The sequence below is a fragment of the Salmonella sp. SAL04196 genome (genome assembly GCF_046550835.1).
GTDB classification, from domain to species: domain Bacteria; phylum Pseudomonadota; class Gammaproteobacteria; order Enterobacterales; family Enterobacteriaceae; genus Salmonella; species Salmonella enterica.
Genome location: NZ_JBGDXE010000001.1, coordinates 1,628,693 through 1,650,079 on the forward strand (window position 1 = coordinate 1,628,693; position 21,387 = coordinate 1,650,079).

Below are 21,387 nucleotides of genomic sequence, written 5' to 3' on the forward strand. Positions count from 1 at the left end.
CGGCTTTTCGTTTAAATCAGACTAACCGTTCATCTATCGCCAGCGCGTTTTCCATTTTACGCGAGACCATCGCGTGACGCAGTAATACGCCGCCGCAGGCCATCATACCGCCAATCAACGCCGCCAGAATAATAATGATCGCTTTACCCGGGCCATCTTTTTTCACTGGCAGAGACGGCGACAGTTGATATTTAAACGGGGTAAACTTCACGTCGCTCACATTCATTGCCGCCAGTTGTTCAACATGGTATTGACGGTTACGCAAATCACCGTCGATCTCGGCCACGTCCGTTACCCCTTTTTCAATTTCCAGTTTGCGGGAAATACCATCCGCGCCGAGAGAAATAGAAAAATCCGGATCATCTTTTACCGCCTGACCATTACTGTAAACCGGTCTCTTAATGCCGGCGGCGTTGGCGATTTCCAGCGAATAATGGAGACGTTGAATATTGGCATCAAGCTGGTTTTTGAGACGCACCCGATCCATCGCCAGCTTTTCCTGCTCATAGCGGGTTTTGATTTCCAGCTGGTTACGAATATTTTCCAGCGTCTCTTCCACGACGATATCAGAGATGTACTGAATATAGCCAGCCAGCACTTTTTGCGCTTCTTCCCGCGTCGGCGCGGTAAAACTCAACGTCCACGACGTGAATAATGATGTTTCATTTTTCTTGCTGGCATTACTGTCCACTGCTTTCATTTTTTCGCTCAGCACGACAATCGCCCGGTGAAGATCCTGCTCGTCTATTTGCGCGCCTTTTAATTGATCCATGACATACGGAGAAGAACGAAGATATTCTTCCAGCAGCGAGGGCGAGCTAAACTTTTTAATAAACAGATTAAAGACGCTGGCCCGATCAACGCTTACCTCCATATCCAACACGCGCAGCGCGGTCAACGTTCTCTCCAGTCCCTGCCACTGTACCGACTCCGCCGGTGTGACAATCGCCTGGCTGGTCCATTTTTGCGGCAGCAAAAAGGACAGAAGTAACCCCACGCACGCAAAGGCGAAAACGGTAGCAAGAATACGACGTTTCGCCTGCCATAACACCTCTATAAGGCTAAACAAATCGATTTCATGACTGTTGGCGGGCGGCAGTGAGTAACCTGCAAGTGACTGATGTTTTTCTTGTTTTACATTAAGAGATGGCATGCCGTATGACCTGAAAACTTTATCCAATGAAAGAACACATTCCTGTCAGAGATTCTAACAGCAAGTCAGAATTATCCGAAACACTCTTTGCGCGCCAGTGCCCGAAAAGCTAAATATTCGGAATTAAACTTGCCTGTAGCATGTATCACTTATGTTAAAAGAATTAATCGTTGCAATAAAAAACCCATAATAATTAGTAATTATTATGGGTTTCAGGATTTAATTTGTTAAAGGCAGAAACAACGCCCGTTATTTATTAATGAGCTCGCTGATGATGGGCCCGATAGTTTCAAAAGCGGAGGGAGAAATAATATCTACATGCGCGCACGGCTGGTGATAAATAGCCAAAGACGCTATCCACGGCGACCAGCTCTGTTCAGGCGATACGCCTTCCGGCACCGTTTTATCCGCCACAAAGAGCGTAGCATGTCCATCAAACGGTACGCTATGCGCCGTCGTCAGCAAACGGACGGCATCCGCATAATTGCCTTCAATGGCGGTAAATAAGGCTTCGGAGGCATTTCCCTGCTGAGCGGCGACAAACGCTGCGCGTTCACGTTCAATTTCCGCCAATACGTCCGGATTGAGGCCATTCGCCTCTTTTTCCCGCCAGTTTTGCGTTTCCGGCGGCCAGGTGTCCAGTAACCCCAAAAACGCTACGGTTTCGCCGCGCGCGCGCAACCGGGCGGCGATCCCTTGCGCCAGCGTCCCGCCCAGCGAATAGCCTAATAAATAATAAGGGCCATGCGGCTGCCGGGCGAGCAAAGTCGCCAGATGATGTTCACATACCTCATCAAGGGTGGTTGCGGTTTGCATAGGGCCAGCGGGGCGCGGCGACTGAATCCCCATAATCGACCACGACGGGCTAAGATAGCGTGATAATACGCTAAATTGCCAGGCGAACCCCGACGCCGGATGGAAACAAAATAACGTTGGACCATCGCTTTCACGCAGCGGCAACAGCGGCCCGAACCCCAGATTGCGCGAGCGTTCGTCATCGTCAGTATCGAGCAGCTTACTCAACTGCGCCACGTCAGACGCCACCATCACCTGACCCGGCGTCACCTGACGGTTAAACGTCTGGCTTAGCTGCGCGGCCAGTTTCATCGCCAGCAGCGAGTGTCCGCCCAGCGCAAAGAAATCACTTTCAACGTCGTTAATCTCACAGCCCAGCAGGCGGGAAAACGCCGCGGCGACAGCAATCTCCGTTGCGGACTGCGGCGCACGCCCTTTCACGCGTGGCGTCAGGTCCGGCAGCGGCAGGGCTTTGCGATCCAGCTTGCCATTAGCGCTAAGCGGCAAGCTGGCCAGTTGCAACAGCACAACTGGCACCATATGCGCGGGAAGTTTTTGGCGTAATTTTTCCTGCAGCGCCGGTAAATCCAGCGGCAAACCGGAGTGCGACACCAGATAGCCGACCAGTTGCCGGGCATCCCCGCCCGTCGCCGCCGCCTGATTAAAGACGCAGGCATGTGCTACCGCCTGTTCAACATCCGGCAGCGTTTGCATGACGCGGTCAATCTCGCCCAGTTCAATACGTTGACCCCGAATTTTGAGCTGATCGTCGCTGCGCCCCAGGTACTCCACCGCGCCGGAATCCAGCCAGCGCGCCACATCTCCGGTACGGTACATCCGTTCGCCTGGCGCAAAAGGATCGGCGATAAAACGGCTGGCGGTAAGATCCGGACGCCCCAGATAGCCCTGCGCCAGTTGGATACCGGTAAGATAGAGATCGCCAGCCACGCCCGGCGGCACCGGCTGCATATGCGCATCGAGAATACGTAAACCGGTATTCCAGACGGGATAACCAATCGGGATGCTGTTGCCGTCAACAGCCGCCAGCTCATCGCCACAGGCCGGATACCAGCTCACATCCACCGCGGCCTCCGTTGGCCCGTACAGATTGTGTAGCGGCGCGTTGGTTAACGTCTCCCATTCGCGGCACAGCGCCGTCGGCAGGGCCTCGCCGCTACAGAAAACGCGCTTTAAGGAAGCGCAGCTTTTCCCAGCCGACGCTGGCGTGAGCGAGGCAATAAAGGCCGCCAGCATCGACGGCACAAAATGGGTGGTCGTGACGCCGTATTGCGCAAAGAACCGCTGCATCGCGAGCGGGTCGCGGTGCGCTTCCGGTTCAGCCATCACCAGTTTCGCCCCGGCGATAAACGGCCAGAAAAACTCCCATACTGAGACGTCAAAACTGCACGGCGTTTTTTGCGCTACTACATCATCCGCCGTCAACGGATAGTGATCCTGCATCCACAGCAACCGGTTGACTATCGCCGTTTGTCCCACCATCACCCCTTTCGGCCTGCCCGTCGAACCAGAGGTGAAAATGATGTAAGCGGTATGATGCGGTAACGACAGCCCCAGCGGAGTGGCGTCACTGACCGGTAGCGGTTGGCTATAACACAAATATTCCATCCCCGGAATATCGTGAAAGCGCGCCAGCTGCGCCTGAGTCGTAATTAACAGTTTCGGCTGCGCATCTTCCAGCATCATTCGCAGCCGATCGTCAGGATAACCGGTATCCAGCGGCAGCCAGGCGGCGCCCGCCTCGACAATGCCATGCAGCGCTAAGGTCAGGAAAACCGACCGCGGCAACGCCACCGCCACGCTATCGCCAGGCTGAACGCCGCGTTCCCGCAGCGCGTACGCCAGCGCCACAACCTGTTCGCGCATTTCACGGTAGGTAAAGTGATAATGCGCATCTGCCAACGCGGAAGCCTCTGGCGTTTTTTGCGCCTGCTGCGCCACCAAATCGCTAAGCGTGGCGGCGGGAATCGTTACCGCCGTATTATTAAGGTGTGCTAATTGCGTTTGTTCTTCCGCCAGCAGCATTTGCGCATCGCCGCAGCGCAGCGCCGGGTTATCCGCAAACTGCGTGATAAGCGCCATCAATCGTAAGGCATGGCGGGAGAGCGTGGCGTCATCGTAACGCTGTGCATTCGCCAGCAATTCAATATCCAGACCGCCGTTTTCATCCGGAAAAAGCGCCAGTTCAAGATCGTTAACCGGCCCCGTCGCCAGGGTATGGGTTTGCGCCTGTATGCCAGGAAGATCCAGATGATAATCAAACACTTTTATATTGAGCACCGGGCCAAATAGCGGCGTCTCCCCTGCGGCTCGCCCGCTATCGCGTACAATCTGTTCGGCGTCGTAACGCTGGTGGCGGCGCATCTTCTTTAACTGCGCCGCAAGACGCTTCGCCAGCGTTGGCAGATCTTCCGTCGCATGAAGGTTAACCGCCAGCGGCAACACGTTAAGGACAGGCCCGGTCGCCGTTAACGCCGCCGAGCCCATCCGCCGCATAAAGATAAATCCGGCGGCATAATCCATTCGCCCGCATAATCGTCCCAGCCACAACGTCACCAGCGCCAGGGCAAGATCCGCTCGCGGTATCTCAGGCATGTGCGCCGCCAGTTGGCGAAACGCCCCCGCCGGCGCGCTCAATTTCATACGCAGAATATCCGCGCTCGCCGACCGCCCCGGCAGCGGCGCGGCAGAAATTGACGCCGGCGGCGGCAGCTCGCGGCGCTGCTGCGCCCAGAAGGCGCCGTCACGCTGCCAGGCCTCGCTCTGGCGATAGCGCTGATATTCCTCGACCACATCCGCAAAGGGGGTAAAAGGCGACTCCGGCGTAGGGGCGTCGCTCTGCCAGGCGCGATAAATCGCCGCAATCTGGCGGGTTATCGCCGGGAAGCTAAAGCCATCCACCAGCAAATGGTGATAGCGCTGATACCAATACCAGCGGGTATCATCAATGCGGATTAACTGGTGAAAAGCCAGCGGCTTACCGCTATCTGCGCGCAGGTTTTGCCGTAAATCCGCCTGCATTAACGTCAGCGCCGCGTGATGCGGATCGGGCTGGTCGCGTAAATCGGCAATCGGGGGCTCGCCGAAGGTGCGCTCAGGATCTATCCATTGCCAGACCTCGCCGTTCTCTTCGGTAAAACGCATCCGTAGCGTATCCGCCTGTTGCATCCCTACCGCTACCGCTTTTGCCAGCAAGGGGGCATCCAGCTCGCCATTCAGTTCCACGTAGTGCGCCACGCTCCAGGCGGAGGGTAAATCAGAGAGTTTTTCCGCCATCCAGATCCCCGGCTGAGCGGCGACTAATGGTAAACGCTGCGTCATTTCGCCTCCTGCTTATCGGCATAATGCGCCGGATTCAGTGTTGTCCAGCGCGTATTAAGCCACTGCTGGCACGCGTCCTGCGATTGCGGTTCGCATACCACGTCCCATCCTGCGGGAAGCGCGCACGCCGCTGGCCAAAGGCTGAATTGACGCTGCGTATTTTGCAGGATGTAAAACTGTCCCTGCGGATTATCGAAGGGATTACTGAATTCCATACTCAACTCCTGTCATAGACATGTGCCCGGTTAAAGCGTGTCGATAAGCGGCTGCCAAAGCAGCATCAGCCCTTGCGTTAGCCCGCCGCGCCAGCAAAGCGCATCGTGTCCGCCGTCAACCTGACGCCAGAAAATGGACTGCTGCGAGGTATTCAGTTGGGCATAAAGCGCCTGATTCGCCTGAAACACGATCGGCTCACGCACGCCGGCTTCCAGTACGATACGCAGTCCGCGCGCGCATAATGCGCCGGTTTTCAGCCGGGTAATGACTTCCCCCTCCGGCGGGGTGATGCGATGGGGCCACCAGAACGATCCTGACTGGCTTAGTACACAGCCAAAACGCGTCGGCCAGTTCAGGCCGGCATACAGCGCCGACAGGCCGCCAAAACTCTGTCCGGCGACCACCGTTCGCCCGGCATCATCGCTAAAAGGCGTCACGGCTCTGACTTGCGGCAACAGTTCCTGCTGCACCGCCAGCCAGAAATCGGCATTGCAGGGCAACTCCTGGCTGCGGTGTTGAGTATCAATCGCGTCAATCAGCAGATAGACGGCACCGGGAAGCAAGCGTTGATGAGTCAGCGAGGCGAGCGCGGGCCAGACGGGCATATTTTCCGCCCAGAATTGACCGTCCAGCAGAATAGCCAACGGTCTTTCCTCCGGCGCCTCGTCTCCGGTCGTCAATATCCATACGCGGCGGGAGTTACCCAGACGTTCGCTATGCCACTGCATCATCAAAGGCGGCGAGTACGGCGTTTCAGGACGATCCCATCCCGGCTGAAGGGGCACATCCGGCATTTCCAGCGCTGAAACCGAATGACCACGTCCTCCCCGCCAGCTTTGCGAATTAAGCGGGTCGGCAATCGCCTGCGGTAATAGCTGTCGCCAGCCTTCACGCAGTGCGTTCCGATCGGGCGTTTCGCCCGTCACAAAAGCGGCAAAAACGTCATCGCGTTCGGTAGGAATAAAACAGTAGCTGCCGCGCCAGTTAGCGCTAAGCGCCGTGCTCCAGCGCCAGACATCCGTTCCGGCAATACGCGCCATCGTCTGAGGCTGCGCGTTTTGATGATGATCGGTTACGCCAGTGATGTAGACCCAGACACGCCGTATCGGGGAGTGTGTTTCGTTTCCCTGCGGGTCGCGCCACCAAAAAGTGACCCGATAATTTCCGTCTTTTTCCCGTATCCATTCCGGCCCGGTTTTCGTCCTCCACCAGGCCTCACTTCCCGTTGCCAGCGCCTCTTTCATTATAACCCTGTGTTTATTATGAATTTTGTATATAAAAGGTGAAATATATTGATAATATTATTGATAACTATTTGCATTTGCAATAGCGTATTGTCGCGCTATGGGACGCGCGAACACAATTTCACCACCCGGCCAATGCCTTTGACGGGCGCTTTGGCTTATGTGGCTAAAGAAAAGCAGGATATACAATGAACAAGAAGATTCATTCCCTGACCTTACTGGTCAATTTAGGGATTTACGGGGCCGCTCTGCCCGTGATGGCGGAAGAAAAAACCGATAGCGCTGCGCTCACCAATGAAGACACCATCGTGGTGACCGCTGCCCAGCAAAACCTACAGGCGCCAGGCGTATCCACCATCACCGCCGATGAGATCCGCAAAAATCCGCCCGCGCGCGACGTGTCAGAAATCATCCGCACCATGCCAGGCGTAAACCTGACCGGCAACTCCACCAGCGGTCAGCGCGGGAATAACCGCCAAATCGATATTCGCGGCATGGGGCCGGAAAACACCCTCATCCTGATAGACGGTAAACCCGTCACCAGCCGTAACTCGGTGCGCCTGGGCTGGCGCGGCGAACGCGATACCCGTGGCGATACCGCGTGGGTGCCGCCGGAGATGATCGAACGCATTGAAGTGCTGCGTGGCCCTGCCGCCGCACGCTACGGTAACGGCGCGGCGGGTGGCGTGGTCAATATCATTACCAAAAAAGGCGGTAGCGAGTGGCACGGTTCCTGGAATACCTATTTCAACGCGCCGGAACATAAAGACGAAGGCGCGACCAAACGCACTAACTTTAGCCTGAACGGCCCGCTGGGCGGGGATTTCAGCTTCCGTCTGTATGGCAACCTCGACAAAACGCAGGCGGATGCGCGTAATATTAACCAGGGGCATCAGTCTGAACGTACCGGGAGTTACGCCGACACGCTACCGGCAGGACGCGAGGGGGTCATTAACAAAGATATCAACGGCGTGGTTCGTTGGGATTTTGCTCCGCTTCAGTCTCTGGAGCTGGAGGCCGGTTACAGTCGCCAGGGCAACCTCTATGCCGGTGATACTCAGAACACCAATACGAACCAACTGGTGAAAGATAATTACGGAAAAGAGACGAACCGCCTCTATCGGCAGAACTACTCTCTGACCTGGAACGGCGGCTGGAATAATGGCGTAACCACCAGTAACTGGGTGCAATACGAACATACCCGTAACTCCCGGATGCCGGAAGGCCTGGCAGGCGGCACCGAAGGAATTTTCGATCCCAAAGCATCGCAAAAATATGCCGATGCCGATTTGAATGACGTCACCCTACACAGCGAAGTGAGCCTTCCTTTCGATCTGCTGGTCAATCAAAACCTGACGCTGGGTACCGAATGGGCCCAACAGCGTATGAAAGACGAGCTCTCCAACTCGCAAACCTTTATGGGGGGAAATATCCCGGGTTACAGCAGTACCAATCGTAGCCCCTATTCAAAAGCGGAAATTTTCTCTCTGTTTGCTGAAAACAACATGGAACTGACCGACAGCACCATGCTGACGCCGGGGCTACGTTTCGATCATCACAGTATTGTGGGGGATAACTGGAGCCCGTCGCTGAACCTGTCGCAAGGTCTGGGGGATGACTTTACCCTGAAAATGGGGATCGCCCGCGCTTATAAAGCCCCGAGTCTGTACCAGACTAATCCAAACTATATTTTGTACAGTAAAGGTCAGGGTTGCTACGCGACTGGCGCGGGTACCGGCATCGGCTGCTATATGATGGGTAACGATGATCTGAAAGCCGAAACCAGCATCAATAAAGAGATCGGTCTGGAATTTAAACGCGATGGCTGGCTGGCCGGCATCACCTGGTTCCGCAATGATTACCGCAATAAGATCGAAGCGGGTACGGTGCCGTTGCAGCGTATCAACAACGGCAAAACGGATGTCTATCAGTGGGAGAACGTACCGAAAGCGGTCGTTGAAGGTCTGGAAGGCACGTTAAACGTACCGGTTAGCGACACCGTCAACTGGACGAATAACGTTACGTATATGCTGCAGAGCAAAAACAAAGAGACCGGCGAACGCCTGTCGATTATTCCACAGTACACGCTTAACTCAACCCTGAGCTGGCAGGTACGTCAGGACGTTTCTCTGCAATCGACCTTCACCTGGTACGGCAAACAAGAGCCGAAGAAATATGATTATCAGGGCAACCCCGTTACCGGAACAGATAAGCAAGCGGTCAGCCCATACAGTATTGTTGGCCTGAGCGCGACCTGGGACGTGACCAAAAATGTCAGCCTGACCGGTGGCGTGGATAACCTCTTTGACAAACGTCTGTGGCGTGAAGGTAACGCGCAAACCGTCAGGGATACTCAAACTGGCGCTTATATGGCGGGCGCTGGCGCGTACACCTATAACGAACCGGGACGTACGTGGTATATGAGCATTAATACCCATTTCTGATGGCAACCTTCCCTCCCTCATTCGGGGAGGGAATTAGCAAAAAACGATGCGGACATCTCATTTTCCTCTTCCCTTTGCCGGACGCAGGCTGCATATCGTCGACTTTGATGCGAGCAGCTTTCACGAACACGACCTGTTATGGCTGCCTCATCACGATCGGCTCCGGTCTGCCGGACGCAAGCGTAAAGCTGAACATCTGGCAGGCCGCATCGCCGCCGTTCATGCGCTACGCGAGGTGGGAGTCAGGGCGGTGCCCGGTATTGGCGACAAGCGACAGCCGCTATGGCCGGACGGCCTATTTGGCAGCATCAGCCACTGTGCGTCAACGGCGCTGGCCGTCATATCCCGACAGCGTGTCGGCATTGATATAGAAAAAATCATGAGTCAGCACACGGCGACAGAGCTGGCGCCGTCCATTATCGATAGCGATGAGCGCCAAATTCTCCAGGCGAGCTCGCTCCCTTTTCCACTTGCCCTGACGCTGGCTTTCTCCGCCAAAGAGAGCGTTTATAAAGCCTTTTCAGACCGCGTCACGCTCCCGGGATTCGATAGCGCAAAAGTTACCTCGCTTACCGCCACGCACATCTCGTTACATCTGCTGCCAGCCTTTGCCGCCACGATGGCTGAACGTACCGTCCGTACAGAATGGTTTCAACGTGGCAATAGCGTTATTACTCTTGTTTCTGCAATAACGCGCTTTCCCCACGACAAGAGCGCTCCCGCTTCTATACTTAGCGCAATACCCCGATAAATGAGATCACTATGGCGCTGAATGATTTTCACGTTTCTGAACCTTATACGCTTGGTATTGAGCTGGAGATGCAGGTGATCAATCCACCTGGCTACGATTTAAGTCAGGACTCTTCTACACTGATCGACGCCGTTAAGCCCCAACTTACTGCGGGAGAAATTAAGCACGATATCACCGAAAGTATGCTGGAGATGGCCACGGGCGTCTGCCGCGATATTGACCAGGCGGCGGCCCAACTTTCTGCCATGCAGCACGTTATTTTACAGGCGGCGTCGGAACACCATCTCGGCATTTGCGGCGGCGGTACGCACCCTTTTCAAAAATGGCAGCGTCAGGAGGTCTGTGATAATGAGCGCTATCAACGCACGCTGGAAAATTTCGGCTACTTAATTCAACAGGCGACGGTTTTCGGCCAGCATGTCCACGTCGGCTGCGCGAACGGCGACGATGCGATTTATCTTTTACACGGGCTGTCGCATTTTGTGCCACACTTTATTGCGCTCTCCGCCGCGTCTCCCTATATGCAAGGATCTGACACCCGTTTTGCCTGCGCGCGCCTGAATATTTTTTCCGCTTTTCCCGATAACGGTCCCATGCCGTGGGTCAGTAACTGGCAAGAGTTTGCCGGACTATTTCGTCGTCTGTCTTACACCACGATGATCGACAGCATCAAAGATTTGCACTGGGATATCCGCCCCAGCCCGGCCTTTGGCACGGTAGAAGTTCGGGTGATGGATACGCCGCTCACCCTTGATCATGCCATCAATATGGCAGGGTTGATTCAGGCGACCGCGCACTGGCTGCTGACCGAGCGTCCCTTTAAACCGCAGGAACAAGACTATCTGTTATATAAATTCAACCGTTTTCAGGCTTGCCGCTATGGTCTGGAGGGCGTGCTAACCGATGCCTATACCGGCGACCGCCGTCGCCTGGCAGATGATACGCTGCGTCTGCTGGACAACGTTACCCCCTCTGCGCGCAAGCTGGGCGCCGACAGCGCCATTGACGCACTACGTCTGCAGGTGAAAAAAGGCGGTAACGAAGCGCAATATATGCGGGAGTTTATTGCCGACGGCGGATCGCTGATAGGCCTGGTACAAAAACATTGTGAAATCTGGGCGGGACAATAGACAGCATATTTGCCTTACCAGGCGATATCCCGGACAATGGCGTTTTAACTTACGTTTAACAAAGCCATGAAACACCCGCTTGAATCATTGATGACCGCTGCCGGTATTTTGCTGATGGCGTTGCTCTCCAGCCTGCTGCTGCCCGCCCCTTCGCTCGGCCTTGCGCTGGCGCAAAAACTGGTCGGGATCTTTCATCTTATGGATCTCAACCAGCTTTATACTTTGTTGTTTTGTTTATGGTTTCTTTTGCTCGGCGCGCTGGAATATTATGTTATTCGCTTTATCTGGCGGCGTTGGTTTTCGCTGGCCGATTAAACATTTCAATGCGTACGGCCATGCTTTTCTTTACGATAAGCGCCTGGCGGCAGGTTGAACGTGCGGGTAAAAATGCGCGTAAAGGTTTGCTGCGAATCAAAACCATACTTTAGACAAATATCATACACCTTCTGGTCGGTGTCGCGCAGGTCGCGCGCCGCCAGTTTTAGCTTACGTTCACGCACGTAGCGCCCCAGACTCTCCCCTTTGTACTGCATAAAAAGGCGCTGCAGGTGCCACTTGGAATACCCCGCATGACGGGCAATATCATCAATACGTAACGGCTGATTCAAATTATCATCAATCCACTCGACAATCGTGTCGATAACCTGAGCGGAAATGGTCATCGTGCTCTCCCCTCTATCAAACTCGTCAGCGGCTCCCGCACCGCACATTTACGGCAACAGCAATAAGCATAGTAATAACCACACAAATTGTGAGACGGCTTATCGCATGGCCTGCAATATGCTTTTCTACCACTTCATGCGGCAGCCCTTGATTATGAGTGAGTAAGCACTCATTATAGAAAGCAAAGATACGCCGTCAAGGTACTTTTCAAAGGTTGACATTCACCGTTGCGACGCGACAACGGGCATGATTCAATCATGTTTTTCCAGACATAAGGGTAACGTGTAGTGGCTCGTCCGAAGAGTGAAGACAAAAAACAAGCATTACTGGAAGCGGCAACCCAGGCGATAGCGCAATCCGGCATCGCTGCCTCAACGGCGGTGATTGCGCGTAACGCAGGTGTTGCAGAAGGAACATTGTTTCGCTATTTCGCGACCAAAGATGAGCTGATTAACACGTTGTATTTGCATTTAAAGCAGGATCTCTGCCAGTCAATGATAATGGAGCTGGATCGATCCATTACCGATGCCAAAATGATGACTCGTTTTATCTGGAACAGTTACATCAGTTGGGGTCTGAACCATCCCGCGCGCCATCGGGCGATCCGTCAACTGGCCGTCAGCGAAAAGCTCACCAAAGAGACGGAACAACGGGCCGACGATATGTTCCCCGAATTGCGCGATTTATGTCATCGTTCCGTTTTGATGGTGTTTATGTCGGATGAGTACCGCGCCTTCGGCGACGGCCTTTTTCTGGCGCTGGCTGAAACAACAATGGATTTCGCCGCGCGCGATCCCGCTCGCGCTGGCGAATATATTGCGCTGGGATTCGAAGCCATGTGGCGCGCGCTGACTCGCGAGGAGCAATAATGGACGGTCAAACACTGCACGCCTGTGCAAAACGCTTTGCGCTGGAACTGCCTTTTACCGAACACTGCTGGCCTTTCGGCCCACAGTACGATGTGTTTAAAGTCGGCGGCAAAATATTCATGCTTTTCACTGAACATCACTGCCGTCCAGTGGTGAACCTGAAGTCGGATCCCCAAAAATCCCTGGTAAATCAACAAATTTACCCCAGCATTGCGCCTGGCTATCACATGAATAAGAAACACTGGATTTCAGTCTATGCGGGCGAGGATATCACCGTCTCGCTACTCAACGATTTGATAAATGACTCATGGAATCTGGTCGTAGACGGGCTGCCTAAAAGAGAGCAACTGCGCCTGCGGCCGCGCTGATGCAATAACCGTTTCCGCATTTTCCTCCCTTATCTTTTTACCGATAACCCGGTACCCTGCTGATACAAAAGGGTACTAAACCAACCAGGAGCATTTATGGATATCGTTTCTGTCGCCTTAAAGCGCTACTCCACTAAGGCGTTCGATCCCAGCAAAAAACTGACCGCCGAAGAAGCGGATAAAATAAAAACACTACTACAGTACAGCCCCTCCAGCACCAATTCCCAGCCGTGGCACTTTATTGTCGCCAGTACGGAAGAGGGCAAAGCGCGTGTCGCAAAATCCGCCGCCGCCAATTATGTGTTTAACGAACGTAAAATGTTAGACGCCTCCCATGTGGTGGTCTTCTGCGCAAAAACCGCAATGGATGACGCATGGCTTGACCGCGTCGTCGATCAGGAAGAAGCCGATGGCCGTTTCGCTACGCCGGAAGCTAAAGCGGCAAATGATAAAGGTCGCCGCTTTTTCGCCGATATGCACCGCGTCTCGCTGAAAGATGACCACCAGTGGATGGCGAAACAGGTCTATCTGAACGTCGGTAACTTTCTGCTGGGCGTCGCCGCGATGGGTCTCGACGCCGTCCCCATTGAAGGTTTCGACGCCGAGGTGCTCGACGCTGAATTTGGTCTGAAAGAAAAAGGCTATACCAGTCTGGTCGTGGTGCCGGTCGGCCATCATAGCGTCGAGGATTTCAACGCCGGGCTGCCGAAATCACGTCTGCCGCTTGAAACCACACTGACGGAAGTTTAATCCCCTGCCTAAGCCGGACGCCCGTCCGGCTTTTTTCACCTTTCTGCCAGGTTCCTCAATGATCAATGGCGCGAAGTGCCAGGTTTTACATCGCTAGTGTTAACTTCCTCTTTCAACCTATTGAAAATAAATAATATTTAAAACTGGCACGCCGTTTGCCATATCTGGATACCCCTATCTGGATGAAGGAGAAAACGGCGTGACACCGGTTTGCGCCTACGATGGCGATATTGTCACCACGGGGTTGGTCCTCCCTGGCGTGTCATCAAAATCGGGCGCTAAACCCAACGTTATAACGGGTTTGATTGCCATCGCTTAACCCTGCCGTTTGCGACAGCCCGGCGAAAGCGGACACCGTTGCCGACAGCGGAAAATCTGCGCCAATCGCGATATCAACCCAGTTTTTATCCTGCGCTTTTCCGTCGCGGCTAAACGTCAGCGCGGTCGATTTAAGGCCGCCGTTCGCCACATACGTATCATCGCCAAACTGACGGCGATAATTAATCTGCGCCCAGGAGTGAATGATGCTGTGGCGGAGATCCAGACGCCAACCAGCGCTACCCACCTGCGAATGGGCGTTTTGGTCGCCAAAACGCATTGATGTACTGGTATTGAGCTTCTCGCTATAACCATTAACGTGGCTGTAATCCCATGCATATTGCAGCATCGGTCCGGTCGTTAACCACGGCATCATGACAAAATCATAACCGCTGGTTAACCTCGCGCCCCACAGCCGACCGTTGGTTTCGCCCTCTTCCACCCGTCTTAGCGCACCGAGCGTTATACTGCGCTGGATGTTACTGAATTTAGCGGACAGATAGTGTAAATCGCTATCCAGCCACGCCTGACCAGCGCGTAAATGGCTGAATACGGCGGCCTGAAAACCGCGGGCATCATAACGATAATTATCGTCAGGATGTTGCTTATCCAGAGAACCGGCTATCAGCCCTCCCAGCAGTACCTGCTCGTTAAGCTGATAATCGACGCCAACCGTCAGATTATTATGATTACCGTTCCCGTCGGCCTCATTATTATCATAACGTTGATATCCCCCGCTGTATCCGCCGAACATGCCCAGTGAACCAACAGGATTTTCCCCCTGGCGAAGCTGCTGATAACGGCTGTCAAGCGTGGTACGACTGCCTTGCGCCATCGACTGAACGCTTTGGTTCAGGTATGTCGCCTGTACCGGCGCGGCAATGATCGACTGGATATATTGCGCAATAATGGTATGGACCTGCGGACCGGGATGTAAATGATCGGCAAACAGATAGTCCTGCGACGCATTAAATCCAGGCATTGCCGAGGAGCACGCCGAAGCGGATACGCCCGGCGGGCAGGCCATACCTACGGTATTTGTCAGACCAAACGCCTGCGGGTTGGCAAGAATTTCCTTAAAGAGGCCGTTGATATCGGCACGGGCTATATTGCCGCCGTGTTGCTCCAGCCCCTTCTCTTCCATCTGATTATAATAATCGGTCAGAGCTGACGCCTGCTCTGCCGCCGTTTCATAGCCCGCCAGCAGTTGCTCAACGAGCAGTTGCTGAATAAACGGATTGCTGCTTACCGTTGCAGCCGCCGCCAGCAACGCCTTGCGGATCGCCTGTTGTCGACTGGCGAAATCGGGCGTAGCACCCTCCGCCAGCGCGTCTAACGCCGCTTTTAACGCCGGAGGCGCCGCTGCGCCCAGCCCGGCGGTGATTACCGCCTCCAGAAGCATTGGCGTCGCACTAATATCCGGTACGTTTGGCACCACAACCAGCCCGGCGCCGGCATCCAGTAACAGTCCTACCTGCGCCGCCGCGTTAGTGGCGCTATTACCGGCTATTTGCTGTGCCATGGTTGGTTGCGCGATGGCCGCCGCCAGATCGTTTCCGCCGACCCAGTGAATATACAAACCGTTGTGGTCGGCTTTTCCCCCCGTTTTGGCAAGCCACTGCCGTACCTGATCCGCGGTATTATCCTGCGGGTTTAATTCCGGGGTCGCCGTCGCGCCGCCGGCGGCATAATTAGAACCGCCATTGTTGGAAGGGCTTAATGCCAGCCCAAATCGTTCGGCCAACTGTTCGTCGTAGAGCTTATTTTGACCACTATCCCAGGTCCAGCGACCGTTATTCCCGGTATCGCTAAGGCTATCGCCAAATACCGTAAGAGAGTCAAACGCACAGGCAGATAATGGCGCGGCCAGCGCCAGCGAGAGTATGCCGTATTTTAGCAGGGTACGCTTTTGGGTCATCCGATGTTCCTTAATGTTATTGTTGAGAGGTACGACGGTGCTAATCATCATCCGACAGAAACATTGCAATCGTTTTAAGCATTCTGGTTAAAATGTTTTCATCCATTGTTGACGAACTGGCGCCTGTTCAAAAAAATGGGGTGGCGTAAAATAACGACGTTTATGGGGCGCTGGATAAAATATAGCGTATGGATAACCCCTGAAGCGCTTTTACCCGTCTGTTGCTGATTATGCCTGAAGCGCGAGCGTCCTGATTTGCATAAATGCCATTCAGCAGTCATCATAGGCTGCTGTTTATAAAGGAGAGATTATGCAGGAATTGATATCCCAGGTAGAAGATTTAGCGGGAATTGAAATGAATCACACCACGTCGCTGGTGGTGATATTTGGTATTATTTTTCTGACGGCAGTTGTCGTGCATATTATTTTGCACTGGATAGTACTGCGCGCTTTCGAAAAACGTGCCAGCGCCAGTTCCCGCCTGTGGCTGCAAATTATTACCCAGAATAAATTATTCCATCGTCTGGCTTTTACGCTGCAAGGCATCATTGTCAATATTCAGGCCGCGCTCTGGCTACAAAAAGGCAGTGAGGCTGCGGATATCCTGACGACCTGCGCGCAGTTATGGATTATGACCTACGCCCTGCTGTCGTTATTTTCTCTGCTGGACGTGATTTTCAATCTATCGCAAAAATGGCCCGCCGCCTCTCAGTTACCGCTAAAAGGAATATTTCAGGGTATTAAGCTCATCGGCGCAATTATCGTCGGCATTCTGATGATCTCACTACTGATTGGCCAGTCACCAGCAATTTTAATCAGCGGGCTGGGCGCGATGGCCGCGGTATTAATGCTGGTCTTTAAAGACCCGATTCTTGGCCTGGTTGCCGGTATACAGCTTTCCGCCAACGATATGCTCAAACTGGGCGACTGGCTGGAAATGCCGAAATATGGCGCAGATGGCGCGGTCATTGATATTGGTTTAACCACGGTAAAAGTACGCAACTGGGATAATACCATCACCACCATTCCCACCTGGTCGCTGGTTTCCGACTCGTTCAAAAACTGGAGCGGCATGTCTGCGTCCGGCGGACGCCGGATTAAACGCAGCATTAATATTGACGCGACCAGTATCCATTTTCTGGATGATGATGAAAAACAGCGGCTGTTAACCGCGCAACTGTTAAAGCCGTACCTTACCAGTCGTCATCAGGAAATCGATGAATGGAATAAACAACTGGATGCGCCGGAATCAGCCTTAAATCACCGCCGAATGACCAATATCGGGACATTTCGCGCCTATCTGAACGAATATTTACGCCACCATCCGCGCATCCGTAAAGACATGACGCTGATGGTACGCCAACTGGCGCCTGACGATCATGGTTTGCCGATAGAGATCTACGCCTTTACCAATACCGTCGTGTGGCTGGAATATGAGAGCATCCAGGCCGATATTTTCGACCATATTTTTGCCGTGGTGGAAGAGTTCGGCTTGCGTATTCATCAGACGCCGACCGGCAGCGATATTCGCGCGCTGTCAGGGACATTGCGGCATTAATGGATTGCCCGATCGCATGAGCATGGGATCGGGCAAAAAAGTTAATGAGCCTTACGGCGCAAAACTGTAAACGCGATAAACAGGAATACAATCCATACCGGCAGCAAAATCGCCGACAATCGCATATCGTCCATCGTACACATTAACACCAGAATCAGCGCCAGAAACGCAATGCACAAATAGTTTCCGGCGGGATAGAACAGCGCCTTAAATTGCGTCTCGCGCCCTTTACGACGCATCGCCGCGCGAAAACGTAAATGCGCGAGACAAATCATTATCCAGTTTAGCAATAGCGTCGCGACAACCAGCGCCATCAACAGGCTAAACGCTTTTTGCGGCAACAGATAGTTGATCAGCACCACCAGCGAGGTAATCGCTCCGGAAAGTATCAGCGAGTTCACCGGCACGCCGCGATGGCTGACGCGGGTTAAAAATTTCGGCGCATTGCCTTGTACGGACAGGCCGAACAGCATTCGGCTGTTCGAATAAACGCCGCTGTTATACACCGAAAGCGACGCGACCAGAATAACGAAATTCAGCGCCGAAGCCACCACATTACTGTCCAGGTTATGGAAGATCATCACAAAAGGGCTGCTATTGGATTTCACCTCTACCCACGGATAGAGCGCCAGCAACACCACCAGCGAACCGATGTAGAACAGCAAAATACGGTATACCACCTGATTCACCGCTTTCGGAATGCTTTTTTGCGGATCGCGCGCTTCCGCCGCAGTAATGCCGATCAGCTCCAGTCCGCCAAAAGAAAACATAATCACCGCCAGCGACAGAAGCAAACCATGCCAACCGGTAGCGAAGAAACCGTTATAACGCCAGAGGTTATCAATGCTGGCATGTTCGCCGCCGTGGCCGGAGAACAGCAGCCACAGACCAAAACCTATCATGCCGATAATCGCCAGCACTTTAATGAGCGCGAACCAGAATTCCGTTTCGCCATACAGACGAACGTTCACCAGATTTACGGCATTAATGATAATAAAAAATGCCGCCGCCCAAATCCATGTTGGTACGTCAGGCAGCCAGTACTGCATATAGATGCCCGCCGCGGTCAGCTCCGCCATCCCGACCAGCACAAACATGACCCAATAGTTCCAGCCCGACAAAAAGCCCGCAAACGGCCCCCAATATTTCCAGGCGAAGTGGGCAAACGATCCGGAAACCGGCTCTTCCACGACCATTTCACCCAACTGGCGCATAATGAGAAAAGCGATAATCCCGGCAACGCCATAGCCCAACAAAACAGCCGGCCCCGCCATTTGAATCGCCGGGCCGATGCCCAAAAACAGTCCGGTGCCAATGGCGCCGCCCAGCGCGATTAGCTGAATATGGCGGTTTTGCAACCCCCGTTGAAGCGTCGGTTCATTCTTCGACGCGGCATCCGACACGCTGGCGCCGGATGCAGTTGACGCGTTTTTCACGTCCTACCCCTGTATCGTTTTTATTGAGGGGCACCTTTTAACATTTCGCTCTCGCTGCCGCAAGGCGCAATCGTTTGTCAAGGCTCAACTCCGGACGTTAACGTTATTGTGTAAAAAAAGATGTCGCGGGCAGTAAAAAGAAAAGAGTGCGCGCCGATATAGAACGTTACGGGTGACAGACGCCGAGTATAAAATATGTGAATAACTCTGGACGAAAAGTACGACACCCTACAGAATACATTTAGTATTTTTTCAGTATTTTCAAAAAGGTGAATCAGACCTGGTATCTGTTATCCGTTTTTGAGCCACGCCAGGCATCAACGTCATGAATAAGATCATCAAACGTTTAGAGATCATCAAAAGCGCCATCGAACTTGAGGACGAAGAGATTATCCGTCAGCAGCTCATCTACCTGAAAAATGAGCCGCAGGATGCCGTAATCAGCGCCATTGCCCAGGCGATTGAAGCTCGTAGATTCAGTGACGCCATGCAAGAGATCGCCGCCTGGCTACAGGCTCAACGGGCGCTCTCGACGTGGCAAGATCCCTCTATTGCCGCCAGTAAACTGGAGCTGAAAGCACTTGAAGCCCAACTTCGCGATCTGATTGACAAACGAAATGCGCGGGTACAAATCCTCGACGATTTCAACGACCTCTATCATCTGCGTCTCGGGCCGTTGATGAGCCGTATTCTGGAGTTGCGTAAACAGCTCGCGGTGAGTATGCAGCGTAAGCAAGAAGCCGAAATAAAACGCCGGGAAAAGGATTATCAATCCTGCCTGCAATTTATTTCCCAGGCCGTGGATCAACTGGCAACGCTAAAACAGCAGTGGACAGGATTGAATGCCGCCTCGCGCGAAGCGGTGGGCATCCGTCAGCGAATCCAGCAGCAGACGGAATTAATTACCGCGTTGCTGGCGGAAATTCGCGAGCTGGAAGCGGATTTTTCCCATCAGGACGACAGCGCATTCCGCCAGGCGCAGGAAAATGCGGAACAGGACTATCACCAGTACCGGGAGCAGCAGCAGGAAGCGCAATTCCGCTACGCCCGCGATCAACGTTTGTCGGCTGACGAACGCAGTGAATTAAAACGTTTGTGGCGTCAGGCCAGCCGCCTGTGTCACCCGGATGTAGTCGCCGATGAATTGAAAGAAAAAGCGCACCAGATGATGGTACAGCTTAATCAGGCGCGACAGAATGCCGATCTGGCGGCAATTCGCGCGTTATTGACGCAGCTGCAAAGCGGCCTGGAACCGATGATGGCAAGCGACAGGCTAAATAACCTGGAACATCTGCGCCATAAAATACGCCAGCTCCGCACACAAATCGACGCGCTGTTGAAAGAGATAACGCAACTGGAAACGGAAAACGCCTGGCGGCTCGCCTCTTCCGTTGCGGATAAGGAAGCCTATTTCTCCGAGCAGGAACGGGCGCTAACCGAAATTCGCAATACGCTGGAGGCGCAGGTTCAACAGGTGGAACAGGAACTTCTGTCAGGGTAGTTCATCAACACATTGTCGGATGGCGCAAGCGCCACCCGACGAATCGCGGCATAAAGAGGGTAAGAGGGTCGCTACTGTCGCTGTAAAAGTAACGAACGGGCGGAGTCCGCCATGATCATCACCGCACCTGCCAGCATTAACGTATCTTTTAATACCAGCCGCCCGGCGCCCGATAAATACGGAAAACCATAATGCGCATCGCCCAGCGGCATAACCCAGGCCTCCGGCGTGGTGATTAAAAACGACAGCGTGACAAATGGCGTCAGGAATGCCAGCACGCCGCCTGCCAGCCCTAACCAGCGGCTGACAGGGTTAGCCAGTACCAGCGCCGCGATAATCAATTCCACCACGCCCAGACCATCCGAAAACGCATACGTATTATTGGCGGTTTGCCAGGCGCGTTCCTCCGGCTTTAGTTCGCCCTCATGAGTCAGATGCTGACGATATTCTTCCGGATGTTCATAGAAAAAAGACATAAACGGGCTGTTCGCTACAAACGGGGTAATACTGTCTGCCTCATAGGGCACAAATTTTAGTAGCCCAATCCAGATAAAAACGATGGCGATACTCAGGCGAATTAATGTTAATCCCAGCCGATCCCCCTGACTTAACAGACGAAGATATTTATCCATCTCAGGCTCTCCTTATTTATATAATATCGCAGTGGCGTAACCCGTATTATCAATACGCATGGACGTAATTTTCCATGACGACGCCTGTTTACTTTGCGCCAGTCTGGCAATAGCGTCTTCAAGCATTGACGGCGTTGCTGACACCGCAGAAACGCTGATATATTCAACGTCAGTTAGCGGCTGGGCGGAGGCGGAAAACGCCAGCGGCGCAGCCAATAATGAAGCAATAAGTGTGGTAACTTTTAACATCGAGATTTCCAGTCGTGGGTTATTTCAATGGTGTTATAATACGTTACGCCTGA

Annotated in this window: 18 protein-coding genes; 9 read left to right on the forward strand and 9 right to left on the reverse strand. The window is 53.6% G+C overall.

Going from position 1 to position 21,387, the window contains the following annotated elements; genetic code table 11:
• Positions 1-16: 16 nt before the first annotated feature.
• The 4 genes from wzz(fepE) to fes form a co-directional block, all read right to left on the reverse strand.
• A complete protein-coding gene (gene wzz(fepE), locus ACLJPE_RS08235) occupies positions 17-1,153 on the reverse strand; it encodes an LPS O-antigen length regulator Wzz(fepE) (RefSeq protein ID WP_039512940.1) in 1,137 nt (378 codons plus the stop codon).
• Between the two features lie 249 nt (positions 1,154-1,402).
• Complete coding sequence (entF, locus tag ACLJPE_RS08240; protein ID WP_023232980.1) at positions 1,403-5,287, reverse strand: enterobactin non-ribosomal peptide synthetase EntF; 3,885 nt, start codon at positions 5,285-5,287, stop codon at positions 1,403-1,405.
• A complete protein-coding gene (locus ACLJPE_RS08245; protein ID WP_001529054.1) occupies positions 5,284-5,502 on the reverse strand; it encodes an MbtH family protein in 219 nt (72 codons plus the stop codon). Before ACLJPE_RS08245 ends, entF begins: the two co-directional genes overlap by 4 nt.
• 30 nt (positions 5,503-5,532) lie before the next feature.
• Entirely contained in the window at positions 5,533-6,747 is a 1,215-nt protein-coding gene (fes, locus tag ACLJPE_RS08250) for an enterochelin esterase (protein ID WP_039512936.1), read from the reverse strand.
• Between the two features lie 188 nt (positions 6,748-6,935).
• Between fes and ACLJPE_RS08255 the strand changes: the two genes are divergently transcribed.
• From ACLJPE_RS08255 to ACLJPE_RS08270, 4 genes are all read left to right on the forward strand, one after another.
• A complete protein-coding gene (locus ACLJPE_RS08255) occupies positions 6,936-9,191 on the forward strand; it encodes a TonB-dependent siderophore receptor (RefSeq protein ID WP_017466026.1) in 2,256 nt (751 codons plus the stop codon).
• A gap of 46 nt (positions 9,192-9,237) precedes the next feature.
• Complete coding sequence (entD, locus tag ACLJPE_RS08260) at positions 9,238-9,942, forward strand: enterobactin synthase subunit EntD (protein ID WP_023232982.1); 705 nt, start codon at positions 9,238-9,240, stop codon at positions 9,940-9,942.
• An 11-nt stretch (positions 9,943-9,953) separates the two neighbouring features.
• Positions 9,954-11,072, forward strand: coding sequence for a YbdK family carboxylate-amine ligase (locus ACLJPE_RS08265; protein ID WP_001196908.1), 1,119 nt, complete (start codon positions 9,954-9,956; stop codon positions 11,070-11,072).
• Between the two features lie 66 nt (positions 11,073-11,138).
• Positions 11,139-11,387, forward strand: a complete 249-nt coding sequence (locus ACLJPE_RS08270; RefSeq protein ID WP_000682497.1) for a DUF1158 family protein — start codon at positions 11,139-11,141, stop codon at positions 11,385-11,387.
• 5 nt (positions 11,388-11,392) lie between these two features.
• Here ACLJPE_RS08270 and ACLJPE_RS08275 read toward each other — a convergent pair whose 3' ends face one another.
• Positions 11,393-11,734 (reverse strand): RamA family antibiotic efflux transcriptional regulator, encoded by a 342-nt coding sequence (locus ACLJPE_RS08275; RefSeq protein WP_000155633.1) that lies wholly within the window; start codon positions 11,732-11,734, stop codon positions 11,393-11,395.
• Positions 11,735-12,022: 288 nt separating this feature from the next.
• On the opposite strand from ACLJPE_RS08275, the gene ACLJPE_RS08280 reads away from it, so the two are divergent.
• The 3 genes from ACLJPE_RS08280 (at position 12,023) to nfsB (ending at position 13,722) form a co-directional block, all read left to right on the forward strand.
• On the forward strand, positions 12,023-12,604 hold the full coding sequence (locus ACLJPE_RS08280) for a TetR/AcrR family transcriptional regulator (RefSeq protein ID WP_000113609.1): 582 nt from the start codon (positions 12,023-12,025) through the stop codon (positions 12,602-12,604).
• Entirely contained in the window at positions 12,604-12,972 is a 369-nt protein-coding gene (locus tag ACLJPE_RS08285) for an MmcQ/YjbR family DNA-binding protein (RefSeq protein WP_000348989.1), read from the forward strand. The genes ACLJPE_RS08280 and ACLJPE_RS08285 overlap by 1 nt, the downstream gene beginning before the upstream one ends.
• A gap of 96 nt (positions 12,973-13,068) precedes the next feature.
• On the forward strand, positions 13,069-13,722 hold the full coding sequence (gene nfsB / locus ACLJPE_RS08290) for an oxygen-insensitive NAD(P)H nitroreductase (RefSeq protein WP_000355866.1): 654 nt from the start codon (positions 13,069-13,071) through the stop codon (positions 13,720-13,722).
• Between the two features lie 265 nt (positions 13,723-13,987).
• On the opposite strand, the gene ACLJPE_RS08295 is transcribed toward nfsB, so the two are convergent.
• Positions 13,988-15,958 (reverse strand): autotransporter domain-containing esterase, encoded by a 1,971-nt coding sequence (locus tag ACLJPE_RS08295; RefSeq protein ID WP_023197012.1) that lies wholly within the window; start codon positions 15,956-15,958, stop codon positions 13,988-13,990.
• 310 nt (positions 15,959-16,268) lie between these two features.
• Between ACLJPE_RS08295 and ACLJPE_RS08300 the strand changes: the two genes are divergently transcribed.
• The gene (locus ACLJPE_RS08300) at positions 16,269-17,516 is read left to right on the forward strand and encodes a mechanosensitive ion channel family protein (RefSeq protein WP_001156971.1); all 1,248 of its coding nucleotides are present in this window, start codon (positions 16,269-16,271) and stop codon (positions 17,514-17,516) included.
• A gap of 41 nt (positions 17,517-17,557) precedes the next feature.
• Here the strand turns inward: ACLJPE_RS08300 and pheP are convergent, their stop codons facing one another.
• Positions 17,558-18,952, reverse strand: coding sequence for a phenylalanine transporter (pheP, locus tag ACLJPE_RS08305; protein ID WP_000786283.1), 1,395 nt, complete (start codon positions 18,950-18,952; stop codon positions 17,558-17,560).
• 325 nt (positions 18,953-19,277) lie between these two features.
• On the opposite strand from pheP, the gene ACLJPE_RS08310 reads away from it, so the two are divergent.
• Complete coding sequence (locus tag ACLJPE_RS08310) at positions 19,278-20,453, forward strand: DnaJ family molecular chaperone (protein ID WP_001033457.1); 1,176 nt, start codon at positions 19,278-19,280, stop codon at positions 20,451-20,453.
• A 71-nt stretch (positions 20,454-20,524) separates the two neighbouring features.
• Here ACLJPE_RS08310 and rclC read toward each other — a convergent pair whose 3' ends face one another.
• Both rclC and rclB read right to left on the reverse strand, forming a co-directional pair.
• Complete coding sequence (rclC, locus tag ACLJPE_RS08315) at positions 20,525-21,085, reverse strand: reactive chlorine resistance membrane protein RclC (protein WP_000362177.1); 561 nt, start codon at positions 21,083-21,085, stop codon at positions 20,525-20,527.
• A gap of 12 nt (positions 21,086-21,097) precedes the next feature.
• Positions 21,098-21,334 carry a reactive chlorine resistance periplasmic protein RclB gene (gene rclB, locus ACLJPE_RS08320; RefSeq protein ID WP_000922170.1) on the reverse strand — a complete coding sequence of 79 codons (237 nt, stop codon included), beginning with the start codon at positions 21,332-21,334 and terminating at the stop codon, positions 21,098-21,100.
• Between the last annotated feature and the right edge of the window lie 53 nt (positions 21,335-21,387).